The 19,427-nt window shown below is 41.3% G+C and carries 16 protein-coding genes; 8 read left to right on the forward strand and 8 right to left on the reverse strand.

Annotated elements, in window-relative coordinates; translation table 11 throughout:
* Window positions 1-25 precede the first annotated feature (25 nt).
* The 5 genes from ACU6U9_RS04790 (at window position 26) to ACU6U9_RS04810 (ending at window position 4,408) form a co-directional block, all read left to right on the forward strand.
* Window positions 26-1,096: a CDP-glycerol glycerophosphotransferase family protein gene (locus tag ACU6U9_RS04790; RefSeq protein ID WP_446733921.1), complete on the forward strand. Its 1,071-nt coding sequence runs from the start codon at window positions 26-28 to the stop codon at window positions 1,094-1,096.
* A 3-nt stretch (window positions 1,097-1,099) separates the two neighbouring features.
* A complete protein-coding gene (locus ACU6U9_RS04795) occupies window positions 1,100-1,495 on the forward strand; it encodes an adenylyltransferase/cytidyltransferase family protein (RefSeq protein ID WP_446733922.1) in 396 nt (131 codons plus the stop codon).
* Window positions 1,496-1,655: 160 nt separating this feature from the next.
* Entirely contained in the window at window positions 1,656-1,940 is a 285-nt protein-coding gene (gene ihfB / locus ACU6U9_RS04800) for an integration host factor subunit beta (protein WP_446733923.1), read from the forward strand.
* 42 nt (window positions 1,941-1,982) lie between these two features.
* Entirely contained in the window at window positions 1,983-3,656 is a 1,674-nt protein-coding gene (gene pgi, locus ACU6U9_RS04805; protein ID WP_446733924.1) for a glucose-6-phosphate isomerase, read from the forward strand.
* Between the two features lie 374 nt (window positions 3,657-4,030).
* Window positions 4,031-4,408, forward strand: coding sequence for an MAPEG family protein (locus tag ACU6U9_RS04810; protein WP_446733925.1), 378 nt, complete (start codon window positions 4,031-4,033; stop codon window positions 4,406-4,408).
* 23 nt (window positions 4,409-4,431) lie between these two features.
* On the opposite strand, the gene ACU6U9_RS04815 is transcribed toward ACU6U9_RS04810, so the two are convergent.
* The 3 genes from ACU6U9_RS04815 to hisA form a co-directional block, all read right to left on the reverse strand.
* Window positions 4,432-7,032, reverse strand: a complete 2,601-nt coding sequence (locus tag ACU6U9_RS04815; RefSeq protein WP_446733926.1) for a hypothetical protein — start codon at window positions 7,030-7,032, stop codon at window positions 4,432-4,434.
* A 376-nt stretch (window positions 7,033-7,408) separates the two neighbouring features.
* Entirely contained in the window at window positions 7,409-8,062 is a 654-nt protein-coding gene (locus ACU6U9_RS04820) for an alpha-ketoglutarate-dependent dioxygenase AlkB (protein WP_446733927.1), read from the reverse strand.
* Entirely contained in the window at window positions 8,055-8,822 is a 768-nt protein-coding gene (gene hisA, locus ACU6U9_RS04825) for a phosphoribosylformimino-5-aminoimidazole carboxamide ribotide isomerase (RefSeq protein ID WP_446733928.1), read from the reverse strand. Before hisA ends, ACU6U9_RS04820 begins: the two co-directional genes overlap by 8 nt.
* A gap of 195 nt (window positions 8,823-9,017) precedes the next feature.
* Here hisA and ACU6U9_RS04830 point away from each other — a divergent pair, with 195 nt between their 5' ends.
* Both ACU6U9_RS04830 and ACU6U9_RS04835 read left to right on the forward strand, forming a co-directional pair.
* Entirely contained in the window at window positions 9,018-11,489 is a 2,472-nt protein-coding gene (locus tag ACU6U9_RS04830; RefSeq protein ID WP_446733929.1) for an ATP-binding protein, read from the forward strand.
* 83 nt (window positions 11,490-11,572) lie between these two features.
* Entirely contained in the window at window positions 11,573-13,006 is a 1,434-nt protein-coding gene (locus ACU6U9_RS04835) for a DEAD/DEAH box helicase (RefSeq protein ID WP_446733930.1), read from the forward strand.
* 142 nt (window positions 13,007-13,148) lie between these two features.
* Here ACU6U9_RS04835 and ACU6U9_RS04840 read toward each other — a convergent pair whose 3' ends face one another.
* The 4 genes from ACU6U9_RS04840 to ACU6U9_RS04855 form a co-directional block, all read right to left on the reverse strand.
* Window positions 13,149-13,355: a cold-shock protein gene (locus ACU6U9_RS04840; RefSeq protein ID WP_283786167.1), complete on the reverse strand. Its 207-nt coding sequence runs from the start codon at window positions 13,353-13,355 to the stop codon at window positions 13,149-13,151.
* A gap of 317 nt (window positions 13,356-13,672) precedes the next feature.
* The gene (locus ACU6U9_RS04845; RefSeq protein ID WP_446733931.1) at window positions 13,673-14,611 is read right to left on the reverse strand and encodes an acyltransferase; all 939 of its coding nucleotides are present in this window, start codon (window positions 14,609-14,611) and stop codon (window positions 13,673-13,675) included.
* Window positions 14,612-14,721: 110 nt separating this feature from the next.
* Window positions 14,722-14,889, reverse strand: coding sequence for a DUF2956 family protein (locus ACU6U9_RS04850; protein ID WP_446733932.1), 168 nt, complete (start codon window positions 14,887-14,889; stop codon window positions 14,722-14,724).
* A complete protein-coding gene (locus tag ACU6U9_RS04855) occupies window positions 14,816-15,058 on the reverse strand; it encodes a DUF2956 family protein (protein WP_446733933.1) in 243 nt (80 codons plus the stop codon). The genes ACU6U9_RS04850 and ACU6U9_RS04855 overlap by 74 nt, the downstream gene beginning before the upstream one ends.
* 190 nt (window positions 15,059-15,248) lie before the next feature.
* On the opposite strand from ACU6U9_RS04855, the gene ACU6U9_RS04860 reads away from it, so the two are divergent.
* The gene (locus ACU6U9_RS04860; protein ID WP_446733934.1) at window positions 15,249-16,259 is read left to right on the forward strand and encodes a zinc-binding dehydrogenase; all 1,011 of its coding nucleotides are present in this window, start codon (window positions 15,249-15,251) and stop codon (window positions 16,257-16,259) included.
* Window positions 16,260-16,404: 145 nt separating this feature from the next.
* On the opposite strand, the gene ACU6U9_RS04865 is transcribed toward ACU6U9_RS04860, so the two are convergent.
* On the reverse strand, window positions 16,405-19,194 hold the full coding sequence (locus ACU6U9_RS04865) for a bifunctional aconitate hydratase 2/2-methylisocitrate dehydratase (RefSeq protein WP_446733935.1): 2,790 nt from the start codon (window positions 19,192-19,194) through the stop codon (window positions 16,405-16,407).
* Window positions 19,195-19,427: the final 233 nt, after the last annotated feature.

The following is a 19,427-nucleotide window of genomic DNA, read 5'->3' on the forward strand; positions in this document are numbered from 1 at the left end:
TTCGATAGGAAGTTAGGGTGTAAAATTGAAAGTTTATTTTGATGTACAAGAATTGTACTATCTGCCCCAGTATATGCCTATTAATAAAGAATTGGGTAAGCATGGTATTAGCTGTGTATTTGTATTGCATTCAAGTGTTTCTGAGGCCATGCCTTCTATACTGGCTGATGCTGGGGTGTCAAATGATTCGGTAGTTCGGGTTAATAATTATAGTGATGCAGTGACTCTTTATATGAAGCAGAAGCCTAACTGGCTGATACTTGGAAATAGTTTCGATGATATCAACCTGCTTTCAGATCAGACAAAAACAGCCCTAATTAGTCATGGAGTTGGGCCGAAGGCTTGTTATTATACAGTATCTGACACACATACTGATGTTCGCTTTGTTGAAGGCCCTTATAGAACTGAACGTTTGAAAAATATGTACCCTGAACAAGTCTTTATTGATACAGGGTACGCAAAATTAGACCCTGCCGTTAATGGTGAGTTATCTAAACTAAAGCCTTCTGATTATGGGTTAGACGACGCTAAAAAGACGATTCTCTACGCGCCAACCTTTTATCCTAGTAGTATTGAATGCTTTAGTCGTTCTTTTCCTGAGGATTTTGAAGATTATAATATCATTTTAAAGCCTCACTATTTCTCACTTTCAATTTTAAAATATAAGAAGCAAAAGTCTTTATTAGAGCACTGGTCTTGTTACGATAATGTGTATTTAGCGCCTAAAGAAGAGTCAAATATACTTCCATTTATGGCTGTTTCTGATGTGTTAATTAGCGATGCATCCTCTACTTTATTTGAGTTTGCGGCGTTAGATAAGCCGGTTGTATGGTGTGATTTTTTAAAATTGCGTTGGGGCTATCGTGGTATTTTGAAGTTTCGTTTTAAAAAGAGAATGGATCAAGATCTTTATAAATACGCTGATATTGCTGTTCATGCTAAGTCTTACCGTGAGTTAAAAAAAGTTGTAGAGTCTCAAATAGACTATCCAGAGCAATATTCTGCCCAGAGATCTAAGCATACATTGTCATTAGTTGGCGTTGTGGATGGAGATGCAAGTAAGCGTATTGTTGAGTACTTGCTTAAATATAAGTGATTTATGACCAAACGAATTATTACTTTTGGCACCTTTGATGTATTTCATGTCGGTCATGTAAATATTTTAGAGCGAGCAAAATTAGAAGGCGATTACTTAGTTGTAGGCGTGTCTTCTGATGAATTAAATTTTAAAAAAAAGAAGCGATATCCTATTTATAGTCAACAAGATCGCATCAAAATTTTGCAATCGTTAAAATTTGTTGATGAGGTTTTTGTTGAAGAGTCATTAGAGCTAAAGGGTGAGTATATTCAGCAATTCAATGCGGATCTCTTGGTTATGGGTGATGATTGGGTTGGAAAATTTGATGATATGAAGCGTTTCTGTGATGTTAAGTATTTGGCAAGAACCCCTTCTATCTCTACAACTGAAATAATCGAAGTGGTTAAAAGTATTTAGCTTTATAAAGTTAAAATGCGAATTCATCAATAAATTCAGCCACTTAGCTTGTATCCTGTATAAAAATAAGGCAAAGTTTGAAAAGTGGCTAAATAAGCTGGTTTTAAGATGTACAACTTGGCAGCCTGATTTATGTAATTTATAAGGGAGTGGCCCTTCTATGACAAAATCTGAGCTAATAGAGCGTATTACAGATAAACATCCAGAGTTATCGAATAAAGATATCGAGCTGGCTGTTAAAACCATCCTGGACACAATGTCACAAGCATTGAGTCAGGGCGATAGAATCGAGATTCGAGGCTTTGGAAGTTTTTCATTACATTTTCGTAATCCTAGGGTGGGTCGTAATCCTAAAACGGGTGAATCCGTGCATTTAAAAGGTAAGTACGTTCCACATTTCAAGCCTGGTAAAGAATTAAGAGAACAAGTTAATCACCCTGAATAATTATAATAGGGTGTCTTAACACTTATAAAATTGAGTGGATATATGGATAATCCGGCGTTTAGCCTTTTGACATCTTTACCTGAATATTTAGCTTTAAAGACGCATTTTACAGATATATTGCCGCTGAAGATGCGTGAACAATTTATTGATAACCCTGATCGATTCCATGATTTCACTCTATTTGCCGCTGATCTGAACCTTGATTACTCAAAAAATCGCATAACCGACAAAACAATCCCCCTTTTATTACGTCTTGCTCATGCTCGTGAATTGCCGTCAGCGATTACCGCAATGTTTGAAGGTCAATTAGTTAATCGAAGCGAACAGCGGCCTGCTCTTCATACTGCGTTGAGAAATTTTTCAGACGAACCTGTATTTGTCGATGGTATAGATGTGATGCCTGAGGTAAGAGCAACGCTTACACGTATGAAAGAGTTCTGCTGGCGTATTCGAAACCAGCATTGGCGGGGGTTTAGTAATAAGCCATTTACCGATGTGGTATCAATCGGAATCGGCGGCTCGTTTTTAGGCCCTAAGCTTGCCTCTCAAGCGTTAAAACCTTATTGGGGTAAAAAAATTAATTGTCATTATTTGGCCAATATTGATGGGTCAAACCTAACGGAAGTTCTTCAAGATTTAAATCCTGAAACCACTCTATTTATTGTACAAAGTAAGAGCTTTGGTACCCAAGAGACCCTAAAAAACGCAACAGAGTGTCGTCAATGGTTTTTAGATAATGGCGGTAAGGACAGTGATTTACCGCGTCACTTTACTGCGGTTACCGCCAATGTCAAAAAAGCCAAAGAATTTGGAATAAGTGAAGATAATATCTTTCCAATGTGGGATTGGGTTGGTGGTCGTTATTCACTTTGGAGTGCGATTGGCCTGCCTTTGATGTTAACAATTGGACATGAGAATTTTCGTCAGCTTCTACAAGGAGCGTACGAAATGGATTGTCATTTTAAGACAGCGCCTTTTGAAGAGAATATGCCTGTAATTATGGGGTTATTAGGTGTTTGGTATGTGAACTTTTTTGATGCGCAGAGTCACGCGATTTTACCTTATGATCATTATTTACGTGGCTTGCCTGCGCATATTCAGCAATTGGATATGGAGAGTAACGGTAAATCGGTTAACGTCAATGGTGTTAAACTTGATTATCAAGCTGGCCCGATTATCTGGGGTGGCGTTGGCAGTAATGGTCAGCATGCGTACCACCAGTTATTACATCAGGGAACACAGTTTGCGCCATGCGATTTTATTTTACCCTTGATGACTCATAATCCTGTGGAGCATTTCCATGAATTACTTGTTAGTAATTGCTTAAGTCAAAGCCAAGCTTTGATGCAGGGGAAGTCGTTAGAAGAAGCACAAAGTGAACTATTAAGTGCAGGCTATAGCGGGGCCGAGCTCGATGTGTTGGCTGCCCAAAAAGAAATCCCAGGGAATCGACCAAGTAATACCATTTATTTTGATAAAGCGACCCCAAAAGTAGTAGGTGCATTAATTGCACTTTATGAGCATAAGGTGTTTGTTCAGGGTCAAATCTGGGGTGTAAATAGCTTCGATCAGTGGGGTGTTGAATTAGGGAAGCAGTTGGGCGACCAAGTGCACTCAGCATTATTGAATGAAGCGGAAGAGGGAGTTGAGGATAAATTTGATGCTTCAACAGCGGGTTTGATCAAAGCCTTTCGCAGTATGAAAAATAAACTTTAATCTACAGATATAACCGCCTTGGTTACTTGCAATAAAATACTGGCTAAATTGGGCCAGTATTTTAATTATATGTGTAATAATCAAAGCGTTGACCAGCCCTTATAATCTTAACTTTTCTGATTCATCAAAATTCAACCTATTCATTTTCTGCTTTATTGGAATAACTAATATTCATTTCTATTTTTGATTTCAAAAAATCATGTGCCATGTTTTGTGAATGACGTAACTTCAAGCGTTTTATATATCATAGAATAAGTCAGAGTTTTTATTCTATGAGTCGTTAATTTTTGAGGAAAAAATGATTACTTGGCTGATGAAGTGATATTTGATAGTTTGATTGATCATTTTTAATAATAAAATAAAAAGGAATACAAATGACGATTGCTTATTGGTGCGTGTTTACCGCCATTGTATTACCACTGCTGTTTACGTCTTTAGCTAAATTCACTGGCAGGTTTGGTCCTCGTGCTAATTTGGCGCCTAGAGAGTATTTGGATTCGCTCGACGGTTATCGTAAGCGAGCAAATTGGGCGCAATTAAATACTCATGAATCGACTCCTGGTTTTATGGCTGCGGTGATTATTGCTCAGCAAATGCAGGGTGTTCAAAATATGATTAATAGCCTAGCGATAGCGTATATCATATTAAGGATTGTTTATGGTTTTTTATATATGGCGAACAAAGGTGTACTGAGAACACTGGTGTGGACGGCTGCTCTAGGATGCGTACTTGGGTTGTTTTTTACTTTCTAACAATAATTATGTGTCTTATGCGGTTATTCAATATCACTAAAATTAAGTGAGTTTAAATCAATACCGTCGCTAGAAGGGCTGCTGCTAGGGGTTTTATCCTTGATGATTAATTGTTTTAGCTGGCAGCCTTCGTAAGATAGGCCTGTGTCATTGTGCGTAAAATCATAAGTAAAGTATTCGCTGGTATTAATTGTACCAAGCTGGATGCGCCCGTTGAGTTCGTCTTCTAAGCAATTACTTAATTTGACAGAAATGCGTCCTTGCTCTGGGTAAGTCTCAGCTGTGACGTTGCCCCATGAGATTTCATTTAGCGATAATCGTTTGTTGTAGATAGGGAATAAAGCAGGATAGCCATCAATTAAGCAGCGTGTGGTTAATTTTCCGTTTTTACCTAGGCTTACAAAATTAATATGGCTTGTAGTCGCGGGCTCTTGTAAAAATAAATTTTCAGTGTGCATTCGAGAAAGGGCTACATTGTTTGGCTGATAATTTATGCTCATAGCTTCAATTTCACAAATTTGGTTGGTATCTACTTCTTGCTTAATGCATTTTTTAAAGCCCTTTGAATTTTGTGCGAATATTGTAGAGCAAACATTATAGTGAGCCACTTTGCCTAAGTTTTCGATTTGAATGTTGTCGATTAATATGCCGTAGCTATCAGGCAGCCCATTATCTAATAATATCATTCTGCTGAATTTGTTAGTGGCTGTAATTTCTATGTTTACGTTTTCAAAATCATTAAAGGCGGGTGGGAAGTGCTCCACCGTGCCTGCAAAGCCCATGACAAAATGACGATATGCATTAGCCGGTTGGTTATTGTAAGTGCGCATACTATAAGCAGCACTTAAGCGATAACGATAGCCAACCTGTGTCGGGATGAAAGAGCGCAGCTTAACGGAAGCCGGTTCATTACCATTGATATTGCAGTGATATAGATCGCTGTCTAATTCAGCAATCATATTATCAGATGTACCTGCTTGGTAAGTGCTTGCGCGACCCACTTCTATTTTAGGAGGGCATAATAGGTTGGCTAATGCTTTTGTCATCTCGCTGCGCTCATATCCAAGTGCATCAGCAAGCAGTTTACGAGTTCGATTCGTCCATTGTAGATCGAATAAAATTTCGCCATCATGTATATAGTCAGATTTATTAGGGCTATCAGGTAAGTTGAAATCAGTTAAATACCAACTGCTACCATTTTCAAATGAATCGAAATCTTGTACAAACATTAATATGCTAGATTCAGGTAGTGTAGGATCCAGTGGCGCAATATCATCTTCATTTAAATAACCGTCACCATCAATATCGCCATCACTGTTATTGCCGACCCCGTCGTTATCTAAGTCAGCCCACTCTGTGGCATCGATCGGGAACAGGTCATTATCATTTAAATAGGTATCACCATCTATATCATCATCGCTATTATTGCCGATTCCATCGTTATCTAGATCAGCCCATTCTGTTACATCGTTAGGAAATACATCGTTGTTATTTAAGTGTGTGTCGCCGTCTATATCGTTATCGCTATTATTGCCGATGCCGTCGTTATCTAAGTCAGCCCATTCTGTTGCATCGTTAGGGAATGCATCATTGTTATTTGAGTGTGTGTCGCCGTCTATATCATTGTCGCTATTATTGCCGATGCCATCGTTATCTAGATCAGCCCACTCAGTTATATCTCTAGGAAATGCATCGTTGTTATTTGAGTATGTGTCGCCGTCTATATCATCATCACTATTATCACCGATGCCATCGCTGTCTAAATCACTCCACTCTAACGGGTTATTAGGAAAGGCATCCATATCATCATTTATACCGTCGTTATCTTGGTCTGAGTCATTAGGCGCGGCTAAAGGCAGTGCTGGTTCATCCCCTTGTGATATGAAGTTTGAAGCTAAAGCTTGACCGAGCTTTTGTTGTATTTCTAACTCACTTAACCCTGGGAATGCCTGTTTTATAATGGCTAATATTTCATCTGTATTTAGAATCTCTTCTTTACTGTCTAATGTTGCATCCAAATTAATAGGCGAAGAGGTATCTGTATTAAAGTTAGCAATACTCGAATTATCATGAATTCGTTGAAATGAAATTGCCATGCTAGTGTTCGAAATCTTAAGGCTATTTGCATTATCAGTGCAGTCGAGTATTAAATCATGAGTGGTCGTGGTGAGGGTTTCGTCTGTGCATTGCGGAGTAGATGATTCATTAACCTTGCCCTCATACTCAGTTATGCAGCTATCAATTAATTTTAATGAACCCGATGTTGCTTTGTTTTCACTGGTTAACGTAGCTACCCAAGACTCCGTGACTGCATCAGTGGTTTGGTTATTCTCACTGATCCATGTTCTTAGTTTTAAACCTGCATAATTAATTGAATCTTCGCCTAGATTGACGAATTCACTAATATCTTTAGGTTCGGTAATAATAATAAATGTTTGGCTTGGTGCGATGGAATAGGTTTGACCATCTATATTGATGAACTGAGTATCTGCTTGCCACGTGCCTTCTAAGCAGGCGTGCTGATCTAAAATGTCTTTTGCATTCTCAAGTAACTCACTTGTGCTCGAACCGTCGCTACAGGCGGTCAGTATAAGCAGTATGCAGAGCGTACTTAATAATTTCATGCAGGCCTCTCAATTAATTCTCAGCATATTTGTGATCTGGGTTTGTTTGAAATAACACTAAGCTATATAAAAAATTCTGTTAATTTCGTTTTCATGTAAATATTTGTAATACTTTGTAAATCAGTTACTTACAAAACTTTAAAAAGATAAAAACTGAGGGAGGTTGTCTATATCAGTTAGTTATATGCGAGTCTAAGAACTATGAGGCGCTTGATGAGATACAGAAGGTTGTTCGTAGAGGGTTGAGACGGTTATTACTGCTAAATGTAATGTGCGTAAGTTTGTTGTGCGCTTTGGTATGCTCAGGGCTTAATTTTTTACGTTGGCTAGGTAATGAATAAGGTGTTTAGGCATTGTATTAATATGGATAAGCTGATTAATGGCTTTTACGCAGGGTGAGATTAAAGCGCTGTGAAAGGTTGGGTTGTAATATGTCGGCTTTGATGGGTTTTACACCGTGATAAAATGAACGCGATTGGCCTGATAAAATAATAACATCGCCATCCTCTAATAGAATATTTTTAGCTGGGCTATTTCGTTGCATTGAAAAAACTTGGAACACGGCAGGTAAGCCGATGGAAATAGAGACAATTGGCCATGATAAGTCCAATTCGTCTTTGTCTTGATGGCGGCCCATAGCGAGTCCAATATCATAGTGGTTAATTAAACAAGCGTCGGGTTTGAATGAGGTTAAACCGGCAAGTTCACAAGCTTCTTTATGAATTTTTAAAAGTGCATCAGGCATGGCGGGCCATGACTTTTGGCTTGTAGGGTCGATAGGACTGTAACGGTAGCCATTTGAATCTGAGATCCAGCCATATTGTCCGCAATTGGTCATCTTCACTTGGGTAAGATGGCCCATTGGTGTCATCATTTGGCGTAACGGTGCTTGCTCTGTAATAAGTGAAATTAAATGTAAACATAATTCACTGGGTGCGAATTGTTTGATGTGAAATATGCCATCCCCTAAGTTGTGTACCTCAGGCTGACTGCCTGAGGGTTGAAGGAGGGGAGTGAATAAATCAGCCATGATTATGCTGTTGATTCCATTCTATGCATTGGTTAAGCGATACGCCATTGCCACCAAAAATATCTAATGCGCTGCCAATGGTGAGATCAACCTTGCCGTTCGAAAGTTTGTTTACGAGTTTCAAGTCATCAAGGCTACGGGCACCGCCTGCGTAAGTGGTGGGGTTGTATGAGTGTTTACCAAGCAAGGTAACTAAATCTTTATCAATACCTCCTTGTAGCCCTTCGACATCCGCAGCGTGAATTAAAAACTCAGCGCAGTGCGCGCTTAATTCTTTTAATGTTGCGGCATCGATGATGGTTGAGGTAACGGTTTGCCAGCGATTTGTTGCAATCTGCCAGCCTTGTTTCGTGCGGCGGCAGCTTAGGTCAAGAATCAGTTTGTTCTTGCCAGTTTCTTGCTTGATCGCTTCTAGGCGCTTAAAGCTGAATTCATTATTGTCAAAAAGAGCAGAGGTCACTATTACATGGCTGGCGCCTGCATTTAGATAGTGCGCAGCATTTTCTTTGTTTACGCCTCCGCCAAACTGCAAGCCATTAGGCCAGCTTTTTAGAGCGGCGACAGCCGCTTGCTCATTACCAGCCCCTAGGGCAATAACATGCCCACCTGTTAGGTTATGCTCACGGTAAAGGTTTGCGTAATAAGCACTGTCATATGAGCTAACAAAGTTAGTGGTGGCCCCTTTATCATTCAGGCTGCCGCCTACTATTTGTTTTACTTGGCCATCATGTAAGTCTATGCAAGGGCGAAATTGGGTCACAGAAGGTACTCACTACTGAATTTTCTTGATTATAACGAACTACTAGGGCTTTTTCAGGCTTCTTATGTGCTTGCTGTCTTGGTTTTATTGTTTTTTAAAAGCCTAATTATGGCTTTTAAAGTCTACTTTTAGCTTGAATTGGAGCAATAGGTGCATTCAGGTCTTCTATAATATTAATGTGTTTATGAAAAGATAATGAAGCAGGTGTTTGTGTCTTCAAAAGAATCACTATTAGGGCGAGCCGCAAACGCCATGAACTTAAAATGGGTGTATGTCGACGCCCAAATGATTTATAGGCAAGTGAGCGAGCAATACTGTGCTTGGCATAACACAACTAGGCAGAATGTGTTGAATCGCCCTGTGCGGGATGTGGTGACACCAGAAACGGCTAAATGCCTAGAGCCTAAGTGGTTGATGGCGTTATCGGGTGAAATTGTTAATTTTGAAACCACTATATTCAGAGTGGGTAGCCATTATGGATCCCATGTGAAGGCCACGTATGTGCCACGTAAACATGACGGTAAAGTGATTGGGTTTTATGCATTTTATGATGATCAAACAGAAGAAAGTAAGGCGATTGATACGCTGAGAAAGCTTCATATGATCACTGCGGATTTTAATTTATCCCGCGATGACAAGATTTATAAAATACTAAAGCTGGGTACCGAGGTGTTTTCTCTCCCACTTGCTTTGATTAGTCATATTGTGGACCAAAATTATGAAGTGATGTATGCGGTCGTACCTGATGATGCTGTAAAGCCTGGCGATACCTTCGATTTGGGCGTCACTTATTGCACCCATACCATGGCAGCCGATGGTCCCATCGCATTTGATCACGCTGGTAAAAGCAGGATTCGCTCACACCCATGCTATGAAAACTTTGGGTTAGAGAGTTATATCGGGATTCCAATTTTAGTTAACGGCGATTGCTATGGCACGCTAAATTTTTCTAGCCCTGATATCCATGATACGTCGTTTACTAAGCATGATTTTGAGTTGATTCGTTTGTTCTCACAGTGGATTGGTAACGAGCTTGCACGAGCTGAAGAGCAGCGGGTTTTGAATATTCAAAAGCAGCTGCTTGAAACAATGAGCGATAAGGCCCGAATTGGTACTTGGGAATTAATCGTGGCAACCGGAGAGTTATTTTGGTCTGACATGACAAAAAAAATTCATGAGGTGCCAAGAGACTTTATACCTCAGTTGGACTCTGCAATTCATTTTTATAAAGAAGGCCGGCAGCGTCAAAATATAATGGATGCAGTCGATCGCTCCATGACAAATGGCGGTGCTTGGAATTTAGATGTTGAATTAACAACGGCTAAAGGAAATTTAATTTGGGTTAACGCCATGGGTCAAGCAGACATGGTAAATGGCGATTGTGTTCGCTTATTTGGTTCTTTTCAGGATATTGATGAGCGAATAAAGAGCCGTAATGCGTTAGAGCAAGCCATGTTGCAAGCAGAAGCGGCAGTAAAGACGAAGGGTGAGTTTCTCGCCAATATGAGTCATGAAATTAGAACACCCATGAATGGTGTTTTAGGCATGCTCAGCAGTGTGTTGGATGGATCTTTATCCGATGACCAGCGTTACAAGCTTGGTTTGGCTCAGCGTAGCGCAGAATCATTATTATCCGTTATTAATGACATTCTTGATTTTACTAAGGTAGATGCTGGTAAGTTGGATCTTGAAAGTGTTGAGTTTGACTTATTGGGTTTTTTAGCTGAATTCAGTGAGTCAATGGCCCCGCAAATATTAAAAAAAGGTTTGCGGCTAAAGCAAGAATTCTCGCAAATAACACAGCGCAATGTAAAAGGGGATTCAAATAGATTACGGCAAATTTTAACTAATTTAATGGGTAACGCGATTAAGTTTACCTCTTATGGCGAAATTACGTTTGACGTTGCGCTTGAACATGCTGATCAAAAAGAGCGGTGTACCATAAAAATTAGCGATACAGGCATTGGTATTCCTGAAGAAAAAGTTGGTTCTTTGTTTGAGGCCTTCACTCAGGCTGATGCCTCTACAACGCGAAAATTTGGCGGTACCGGTTTGGGGTTGGCAATCTCAAGACAATTATGTCAACTAATGCAGGGCGATATTCATGTAACAAGTACTCAAGGGCAAGGAAGTTGTTTTGCCGTCACTGTATATTTTGACTCGCCATTAGTGCCTATTGGTGTCTGTAAAGAGGAACATGGGCAATCAAGGGTCTCATTTGTGCCACCTGAAGTGGTTAAGCAAAGAAACATGGGCTTAGGCGGTGCTTTTTCAAACTGCAAAATCTTATTGGTTGAAGATAATTTTATTAACCAAGAAGTTGCAAAAGAACAGCTTAGTCAATTATCAGTTACGCCGGCGTTAGCTGAGAACGGTCTTGATGCCCTGCGTATATTAAAAGAAGCTGAGCATTCATTTGAATTAATTTTAATGGACTGTCAAATGCCCGAAATGGATGGCTATGAAGCAACAAAAGCGATTCGAGCCGGTGACGCAGGCGATGCGTATAAATCGATCCCTGTGATCGCGCTAACGGCTAATGCTATGGCTGGGGATAAGGATAAATGCCTTGCAGCCGGAATGAATAATTATCTAAGTAAGCCAATGTCGTTACAGTCGTTACAGGCTATGCTGAGTAAATACCTTTTGTCGTGCCCAGATGGGTAAAAAGGCTAGAATGTATCAGGTGAATCCTATAAGCTTCACGCCCGCAAATTCTGGCTGATTTTTAGCCGACAAAGAGAGATGTTATGAGCTTTGATTCCCTGGGTTTATCGCCAAAAATTTTACAAGCCCTACAAGAGAAGGGTTATACCGAAGCTAGCCCAATTCAAAGCCAAGCAATACCTGCTGTTTTAAGCGGAAAGGATGTAATGGCCGCCGCTCAAACGGGCACAGGTAAAACAGCGGGTTTCACGCTGCCTATTTTGCAGCGCCTTCTAGGTGGTTCTCGTGCTAAAAGTAACCATATTCGAGCGCTAATCTTAACCCCAACACGTGAGCTTGCTCAGCAAGTTGCCGATAATGTTGCTACCTATTCTCAGCACTTACCCCTTAATAGCACAGTTGTTTACGGCGGTGTAAAAGCGAATCCTCAGATGATGCGTCTGCGTGGTGGTGTTGATGTACTAGTGGCAACACCAGGTCGATTGCTTGATCTATTTAATCAAAATGCCATTAAGTTTAGCCAAGTCGAAGTGCTGGTATTAGATGAAGCAGATCGCATGCTCGATATGGGCTTCATTCATGACTTGAAAAAAATTCTCTCGTTACTACCAAGAGACAGGCAAAACCTGCTGTTCTCAGCAACATTTTCACCTCAGATTAAAGACCTTGCCAAATCCATGGTGAATAATCCGGTTGAAATTTCAGTGAGCCCTGCAAACAGCACGGCTACAAGCGTTAAACAGTGGATTTACCCTGCTGATAAAAAAGCTAAATCTGAATTGTTATCTTATTTGATTAAAATCAATAAGTGGGAGCAGGTTTTGGTGTTCTCTCGTACCAAGCATGGTGCAAATAAGCTGACAAAATTCCTAGAGTCAGAAGACATAAGTGCGGCCGCTATTCATGGTAATAAAAGCCAGGGCGCCCGTACTAGGGCATTGGAGACATTCAAGTCTGGTGAGATTCGCGTACTTGTGGCCACAGACATCGCCGCCCGTGGTATTGATATTAATCAGCTGCCTCAGGTGGTTAACTTTGATTTACCAAATGTGGCAGAGGATTATGTACACCGTATTGGTCGTACTGGTCGTGCGGGCGCCACAGGGCAAGCGGTTTCGCTAGTGAGCCATGATGAGTTTAAAGAGTTGAGTGCGATTGAAAATTTAATCGGGCGTGAATTGGACCGTGAATATATTGTTGGCTTTGAGCCTGTGAATACATTACCAGTGTCTCGACTGGATACCCGTCCAGCTAAGGCTAATAAACCGAAAAAGCCTAAAACATTCAAATCTGATCACCAAGATGGCCAGCGTAGTGGTGAGGCAAAAAGAGGGCATAAGCCACAAGGTAAAAACAAGCAGCATGTTGCCAGTGGTGATTCTAAGGCGGGCTCTGATAGGGCTAAAAGTAATGGCCCGGGTAAGCGTAAACCTGCAGCATCACCTAATACAGGAGGAGCACAAAAATCGTCAGGTGGGCAACCGAGTCGACGTAAGCCGTCATCCGCACCAAGGTAGGTAGTAGGCGCTCAAAATAGAAAAAGCTAGGGCTTTCGGGTCCTAGCTTTTTTTGTGCCTGAACGATAGGCATAAAAAAAGGGTAAGATTAAAATCTTACCCTTTTTTGTTTCAAGCTTTACCTTGCGGTAAACACTGAACCTTATAGAGGAACGATGTTTTCAGCTTGAGGACCTTTTTGGCCTTGAGTTACAGTGAACTCAACTTTTTGACCTTCAGTCAAAGTTTTGAAGCCAGTACCAGTGATCGCACGGAAGTGAGCGAAAACGTCAGGGCCATTCTCTTGTTCGATGAAACCAAAACCTTTAGCTTCGTTGAACCATTTTACAGTGCCAGTAACAGTAGACATAATAATATCCAGATTTTTTCAGTGTAATTTAGTCTGCAAGCAGACGAGTTTTGCTGGAAGTTTTTGCTTTGAATTATGAAAACAGGTACGAAGACTAAAAACAGGACATCGCAGTGGTGTACATAAATATAAGACTTACTTTCAAGCTAGACTGAATTATATGCAGCCCTGCGCGCTTGTCAATGAAAGCTTGGCTTAATATAGCCAATATCGCATTTAAATTATGGAAAGCGCTGAAATAGAGTGGAAAGTGGGAAATGTGATCAACGTATCGTGGGAAAAGAGCCTAAAATGGCTAGGCTCTTTCTATCGTTTAGCTAGTTTTTGACTAATTGAGAGTGATCGATTTTAACGCTTTGGGCATGGTCATGCAGCATTCGCTCAATATCTCTATCTTTTTGCTGCCAAAGTTGTGTGACCCATTCTTGAATCTCGTTACGTAATACCAAGTCGTTTTGGTAATCCCCTTGGCTAAAGTGCTGCGGAATCGGAACTGAGTTTACCTCTACAAGAATGTGATCGATACGACCACACATCATATCCCAAAAAGTAGGCGTATTACCGGGATAAACAATGGTGGCATTACTGAGCGCGTTAAATTTATCGCCAAGTGCTTGGATGGTAAATGCAATGCCGCCAGCCTTTGGTTTCAATAAATGCTTGTAAGGAGACAGTTGAGATTGATGCTTTTCTTTAGTGAACCGAGTGCCTTCTAAGAAATTCATAACACTAGAGGGCTTTTTAGAGAATTTCTCACAGGCTTTTTGGGTTTCTTTTATATCGTCGCCGGCCTTCTCAGGGTGTTTTTTTAGAAACGTTTTTGAGTAGCGCTGCATAAAAGGAAAATCCAGTGCCCACCACGCTTGCCCAACAATTGGTACATAAATGAGTTCTTTTTTTATGAAAAACTTAAGGAAGGGCGCTTTTTTATGAAACAACTGAAACAGCACAAAAATATCAACCCAGCTTTGATGGTTGGCGGTCAATAGGTACCAATCTTTAAGGTTTAACTGATCGACGCCGCTGACATTCCATTTTGGTTGGTAAACCCAATTGATCCACCACAAAATGCCTTCAAGCCACATGCTTGCAATAAAAATGATACACGGGTCAATCACGTGCTGTATTAGCTTTTGAGGGGCGATCATTTTAAGCAAAATGACGGCGTATAAAAACACACCAAGAATCATGGTGTGGGCCAGAAGCGCAAGGGCACTAATGACCCCGATAGCGTGATAATAGGCTTTATTTAGCATGCTAGGTTCCATAGGTGCGCTCATTCCATTGGCTGTTTTACGAATTCATCGGTTAGCTAGATCATATAATGGTTACATAGGATTATGACAATAGTAAAACATAATGTAGGTTATTGGTTTTGGCTATAAAACATTGCAAAGCCAGCCCATGATGCGACCAATAATAGCCAAGGTAGCATAATAGCCGGTAGGTGTTTTTTGGCCTTAGGCTCGATTACTGGCTCGGTATTTTCTTGTTTCGCTTTTAATGTTTTTTTCGAGTTCTTTGTCTTTTTCACGTGCTTTGGCTTTTTGTTGTTTTTTATATAGCTCAATACCTTTCGCCACGCCTTGGGAGATGAGCTTGGTCTGTTCTTTAGTTTGCCCCGGTTTTTGAGCACCCTTGGCAATGGCTTGTGCCTCTTCTAGTGATTTATCCGATACGGCTTGCTTTGAATACTTTGGCATGTGGGTAATTGTCTATATATGTGAACAATGATTATTTTAATCTGATGCTTGGCTAACAAAAGATACAAGGCCTGAGTATATCGGCTTAATTTTCGATCTGATACAGGGAGTTGACGACTACAGGTTAGAGCTTAATCCCTTTGTGTTCTTGTTTTCGGGTGTGTCATGATTCGTAGAATTAGGAGATGTTATGAAAACACAGGTTTGGTACACCCCAAAAGCGGGTGCTATTTCTCGCTTGACCCAGCAAGAGCGCACGCTAAACCAACTCGTAAATGGGCAGGTAAGAGTCAAGGTAAGCAGCGTGGGTTTAAATTTCGCGGATATTTTTGCGATAACGGGTTTATATAGCGCAACACCAAATGGACCGTTTATTCCGGGTTTGGAGTACAGCGGGGAAGTAATTGAAAGTTATGGGTCAAAATTTAAAGTAGGGGATCACGTTATGGGAGTCTCTCGCTTTGGTGGTTATAGCACGATCATTGATACCCAAGAGGCTTACTTAACAGCACTGCCTAAACACTGGAATCATCAACAAGGTGCGGCTTATTTAGTGCAAACGTTAACGGTTTATTATGCGTTAACCGAACTGGGTCATATAAAACCCAATCACACTGTGTTGATTCACAGTGCTGCTGGCGGTGTGGGTTTGCAAGCTATGAAACTCGTAAAAGCCATGGGTGCGAATCCTGTGGGAACGGTTAGCTCTCAGAAAAAAGCAGATTACTTAAAAGAAGTGGGTTTTGATCACGTTATCGTTCGTCAGGCTCAATTCAGGCAACAGTTAGAGCAGCACAATGTTCAATTTGATTTAGTGCTAGATGGCGTGGGAGGCGCGGTGCAAAAAGCCAGTTTTGATGCGTTAAAGCCAATGGGTCGCCTGATTGTATTTGGTGCAGCTGAATTTACCCCCGGTAAAAATCGCCCTAATTATCTATCCGCCATTTTAAAATTTTTAAAACGCCCTAAATACGATGTGATGGATATGATTAGCGATAATAAATCGGTGATGGCGTTTAATCTGATTTGGTTATGGGAGCAGGTGGATTATCTTTCCCAATTAATTGAAGACATGCAAAAAATTGAAATTGATCCGCCTTATGTTGGGCATGAATTTGACTTTAATGATGCAAAAGCGGCAATAGAATGTTTACGGTTGGGCAATACTATCGGAAAAGTTGTTTTGAATGTAGGTGATTAAAACAGCGGTTATGTTAGTAGGTGAGTAAATCTATTTACGCAGAATAATGAAAGCCGTAGTTCAATATTGTTTACGAAAAAAGCCCAAGTCATTTACATAACTTGGGCTTTTTTGTGTCTAACGTTAAAGCGTTAAGCTAATCAGCTTAAAGCATTTTAACCGGAATAGACGGTACGCTTAGGTCTTCTGAAGGTGGTGCGAAAGACGTCAGGTTAATACCATCAACCGCTTCTTTGTACTCAGCAATTGTTGGGAAACGTCCAAGCATCGTCGCTAGTACAACCATTGGCGTAGAACCTAGTAGAGATTCACCTTTCTTCTCAGCAGTATCTTCTACAACACGGCCTTGGAAAAGACGAGTAGAGGTGGCTAATACGGTATCGCCTTTCTCTGCTTTCTCTTGGTTACCCATGCATAAGTTACAGCCAGGGCGTTCTAGGTACATGATGTTTTCGTATTTAGTACGAGCCGACTCTTTAGGGTCTGCATCGTTGAATTCGAAACCAGAGTACTTCTCTAGAAGAGCCCAATCGCCTTCCGCTTTCAGTTCATCAACGATGTTGTACGTTGGTGGCGCGATCACTAGCGGTGCGTTGAACTTGATTTCTTTACCTTGTGCTTCTAGGTTACGGAACATTTGAGCGATGATTTTCATGTCGCCTTTGTGAACCATACAAGAACCAACAAAGCCTAAATCAACTTTACGGCCGTCGTAGAAAGAAGCAGGACGGATAGTATCGTGCGTATAACGCTTAGATACGTCTTCGTTGTTTACGTCTGGGTCAGCAATCATTGGCTCGTCGATCAAGTCTAGATCAACTACCATTTCAGCGAAGTAGTGAGCGTTGTCATCAGGAGCAAGTGCTGGCTCTTTACCAGACTGGATGCCAGCAATACGCTTGTCAGCAAGATCGATAAGACCTTGAAGCATGTTGTCACGGTTCTCCATGCCTTTGTTGATCATGATCTGGATACGCGCTTTAGCCAATTCTAAAGATTGAACCAAGGTATCATCAGTAGAGATACAGATTGAAGCCTTCGCTTTCATTTCTGCCGTCCAGTCAGTGAAGGTAAACGCTTGGTCAGCAAGCAAAGTACCAATTTGTACTTCGATTACGCGGCCTTGGAAAACGTTTTCGCCAAACTTCTTAAGCATTTGTGCTTGAGTAGAGTGAACAACATCACGGAAATCGATGTGGTCTTTCATTGTGCCTTTAAAGGTCACTTTAACAGACTCAGGAATTGGCATAGCACATTCGCCCGTTGCCAATGCGATTGCAACCGTACCCGAGTCAGCACCGAACGCGACGCCTTTAGACATACGAGTATGCGAGTCACCACCAATGATGATTGCACGATCGTCTACAGTGATATCGTTCAATACCTTGTGGATTACGTCAGTCATTGAGTGGTAAACGCCTTTAGGGTCACGAGCGGTAATAACACCAAAATCGTTCATGAAGCCCATTAGACGAGGAATGTTTACCTGCGCTTTTTTGTCCCAAACCGATGCAGTGTGACAACCAGACTGGTAAGCACCATCAACACTTGGAGAGATAACCGTAGCGGCCATAGACTCAAGTTCTTGAGACGTCATCAAACCAGTGGTGTCTTGAGAACCGACGATGTTTACTTTAACGCGAACGTCAGAACCTTCGTGTAGAGGTGTCTTAGACGCAACACCAACCGCGTTACGGTTGAAGATTTTTTCAACAGCGGTCAAGCCTTGGCCAGGAACAGAGATTTCTTTAGAAGGTGCAAATACTAGAGGCGTTTCAATACCTAGCGCTTCAGCGGCTAATGTTTGCAGCTTCTTACCGAACGTCAGTGCGTAAGAGCCGCCCGCTTTCATGAATTCAACTTTCTGTGGAGAGAACGCATCAGCAACGTCTACTAGCTCTTTATCACCGTTGTAAAGCTTTTTAGTTTGAGTATCGATAGTAAGAACGGTACCGGTTGCTACCGAGTAAACTTCTTCTAATACTGCATCGCCATTAGCGTTAAGAACCGTATTGCCGTTAGCGTCTACTTTCTTAACCCAGTTTTTAAGGTCAAGACCGATACCGCCAGTTACACCAACAGTCGTTAAGAAGATTGGCGCGATACCGTTAGTACCGGCAACAACAGGCGCCATGTTAACGAAAGGAATGTACGGGCTTGCTTTTTCGCCGGCCCAAAGTGCTACGTTGTTTACGCCAGACATACGAGAAGAACCAACACCCATGGTGCCTTTCTCTGCGATTAGCATCACTTTAGCGTTTGGATGCTTTTTACCAAGAGCAACGATTTCTTGCTGTGCTTCAGGGGTGATCATGCATTGGCCGTGAAGTTCGCGGTCAGAGCGAGAGTGTGCTTGGTTACCAGGAGAAAGAAGGTCAGTAGAGATATCACCTTCAGCGGCGATGTAAGTGACTACATCGATTTTTGCTGGAATTTCAGGAAGCTTGGTGAAAAATTCTGCTTTCGCGTAGCTTTCTAAGATGTCTTTAGCGATGGCGTTGCCGGCTTTAAGTGCATCGATAAGGCGAGAAGTATCAGCTTCGTATAAGAATACTTGAGTCTTAAGCACTTCAGCAGCGGCTTTAGCCGATGCATCGTCAGAAAGTGCAACATCTAGAAGAACAGCAACAGATGGGCCGCCTTTCATGTGAGATAGAAGCTCGATCGCAAATTCAGGCGTAATTTCTGTAACGGTTTCTTTGCCAAGAACGATGTCTTTTAAGAACGCCGCTTTAACGCCAGCAGCACTTGTTGTACCAGGAATCGTATTGTAGATGAAGAAGTTAAGAGACGCTTCGCGGTGCTCATTACCAGTGTCTTTGATTTGGGCAATGATTTCAGATAACAGGTCAGCGCCATCAATTGGTTTTGGGTTCAAGCCAAGGTCGTTTTTACGAACCTCGATTTCTTGTAGGTATTCTGAATACAAGCTCATACGAATCTCTCACTCAATGTTTTAGTAATGATTATCAAACACCGCTTTTATATTAGCAGTTTTATCCACGCTTATTAGTGCGAGGCTTTCCAGCAGATTGATTAGACATTCATCATCTGCTGGTTGGTAATTAACTCACTCAACGGGGCCAGCGGTTTGCTCTACATTGATAAGAATGCTTCGATCGATACGTTGTCTAACGTGTCGAGGTATACATTCAATGCAGTCCCTTC

This window comes from Pseudomonas sp. HK3, assembly GCF_052920985.1.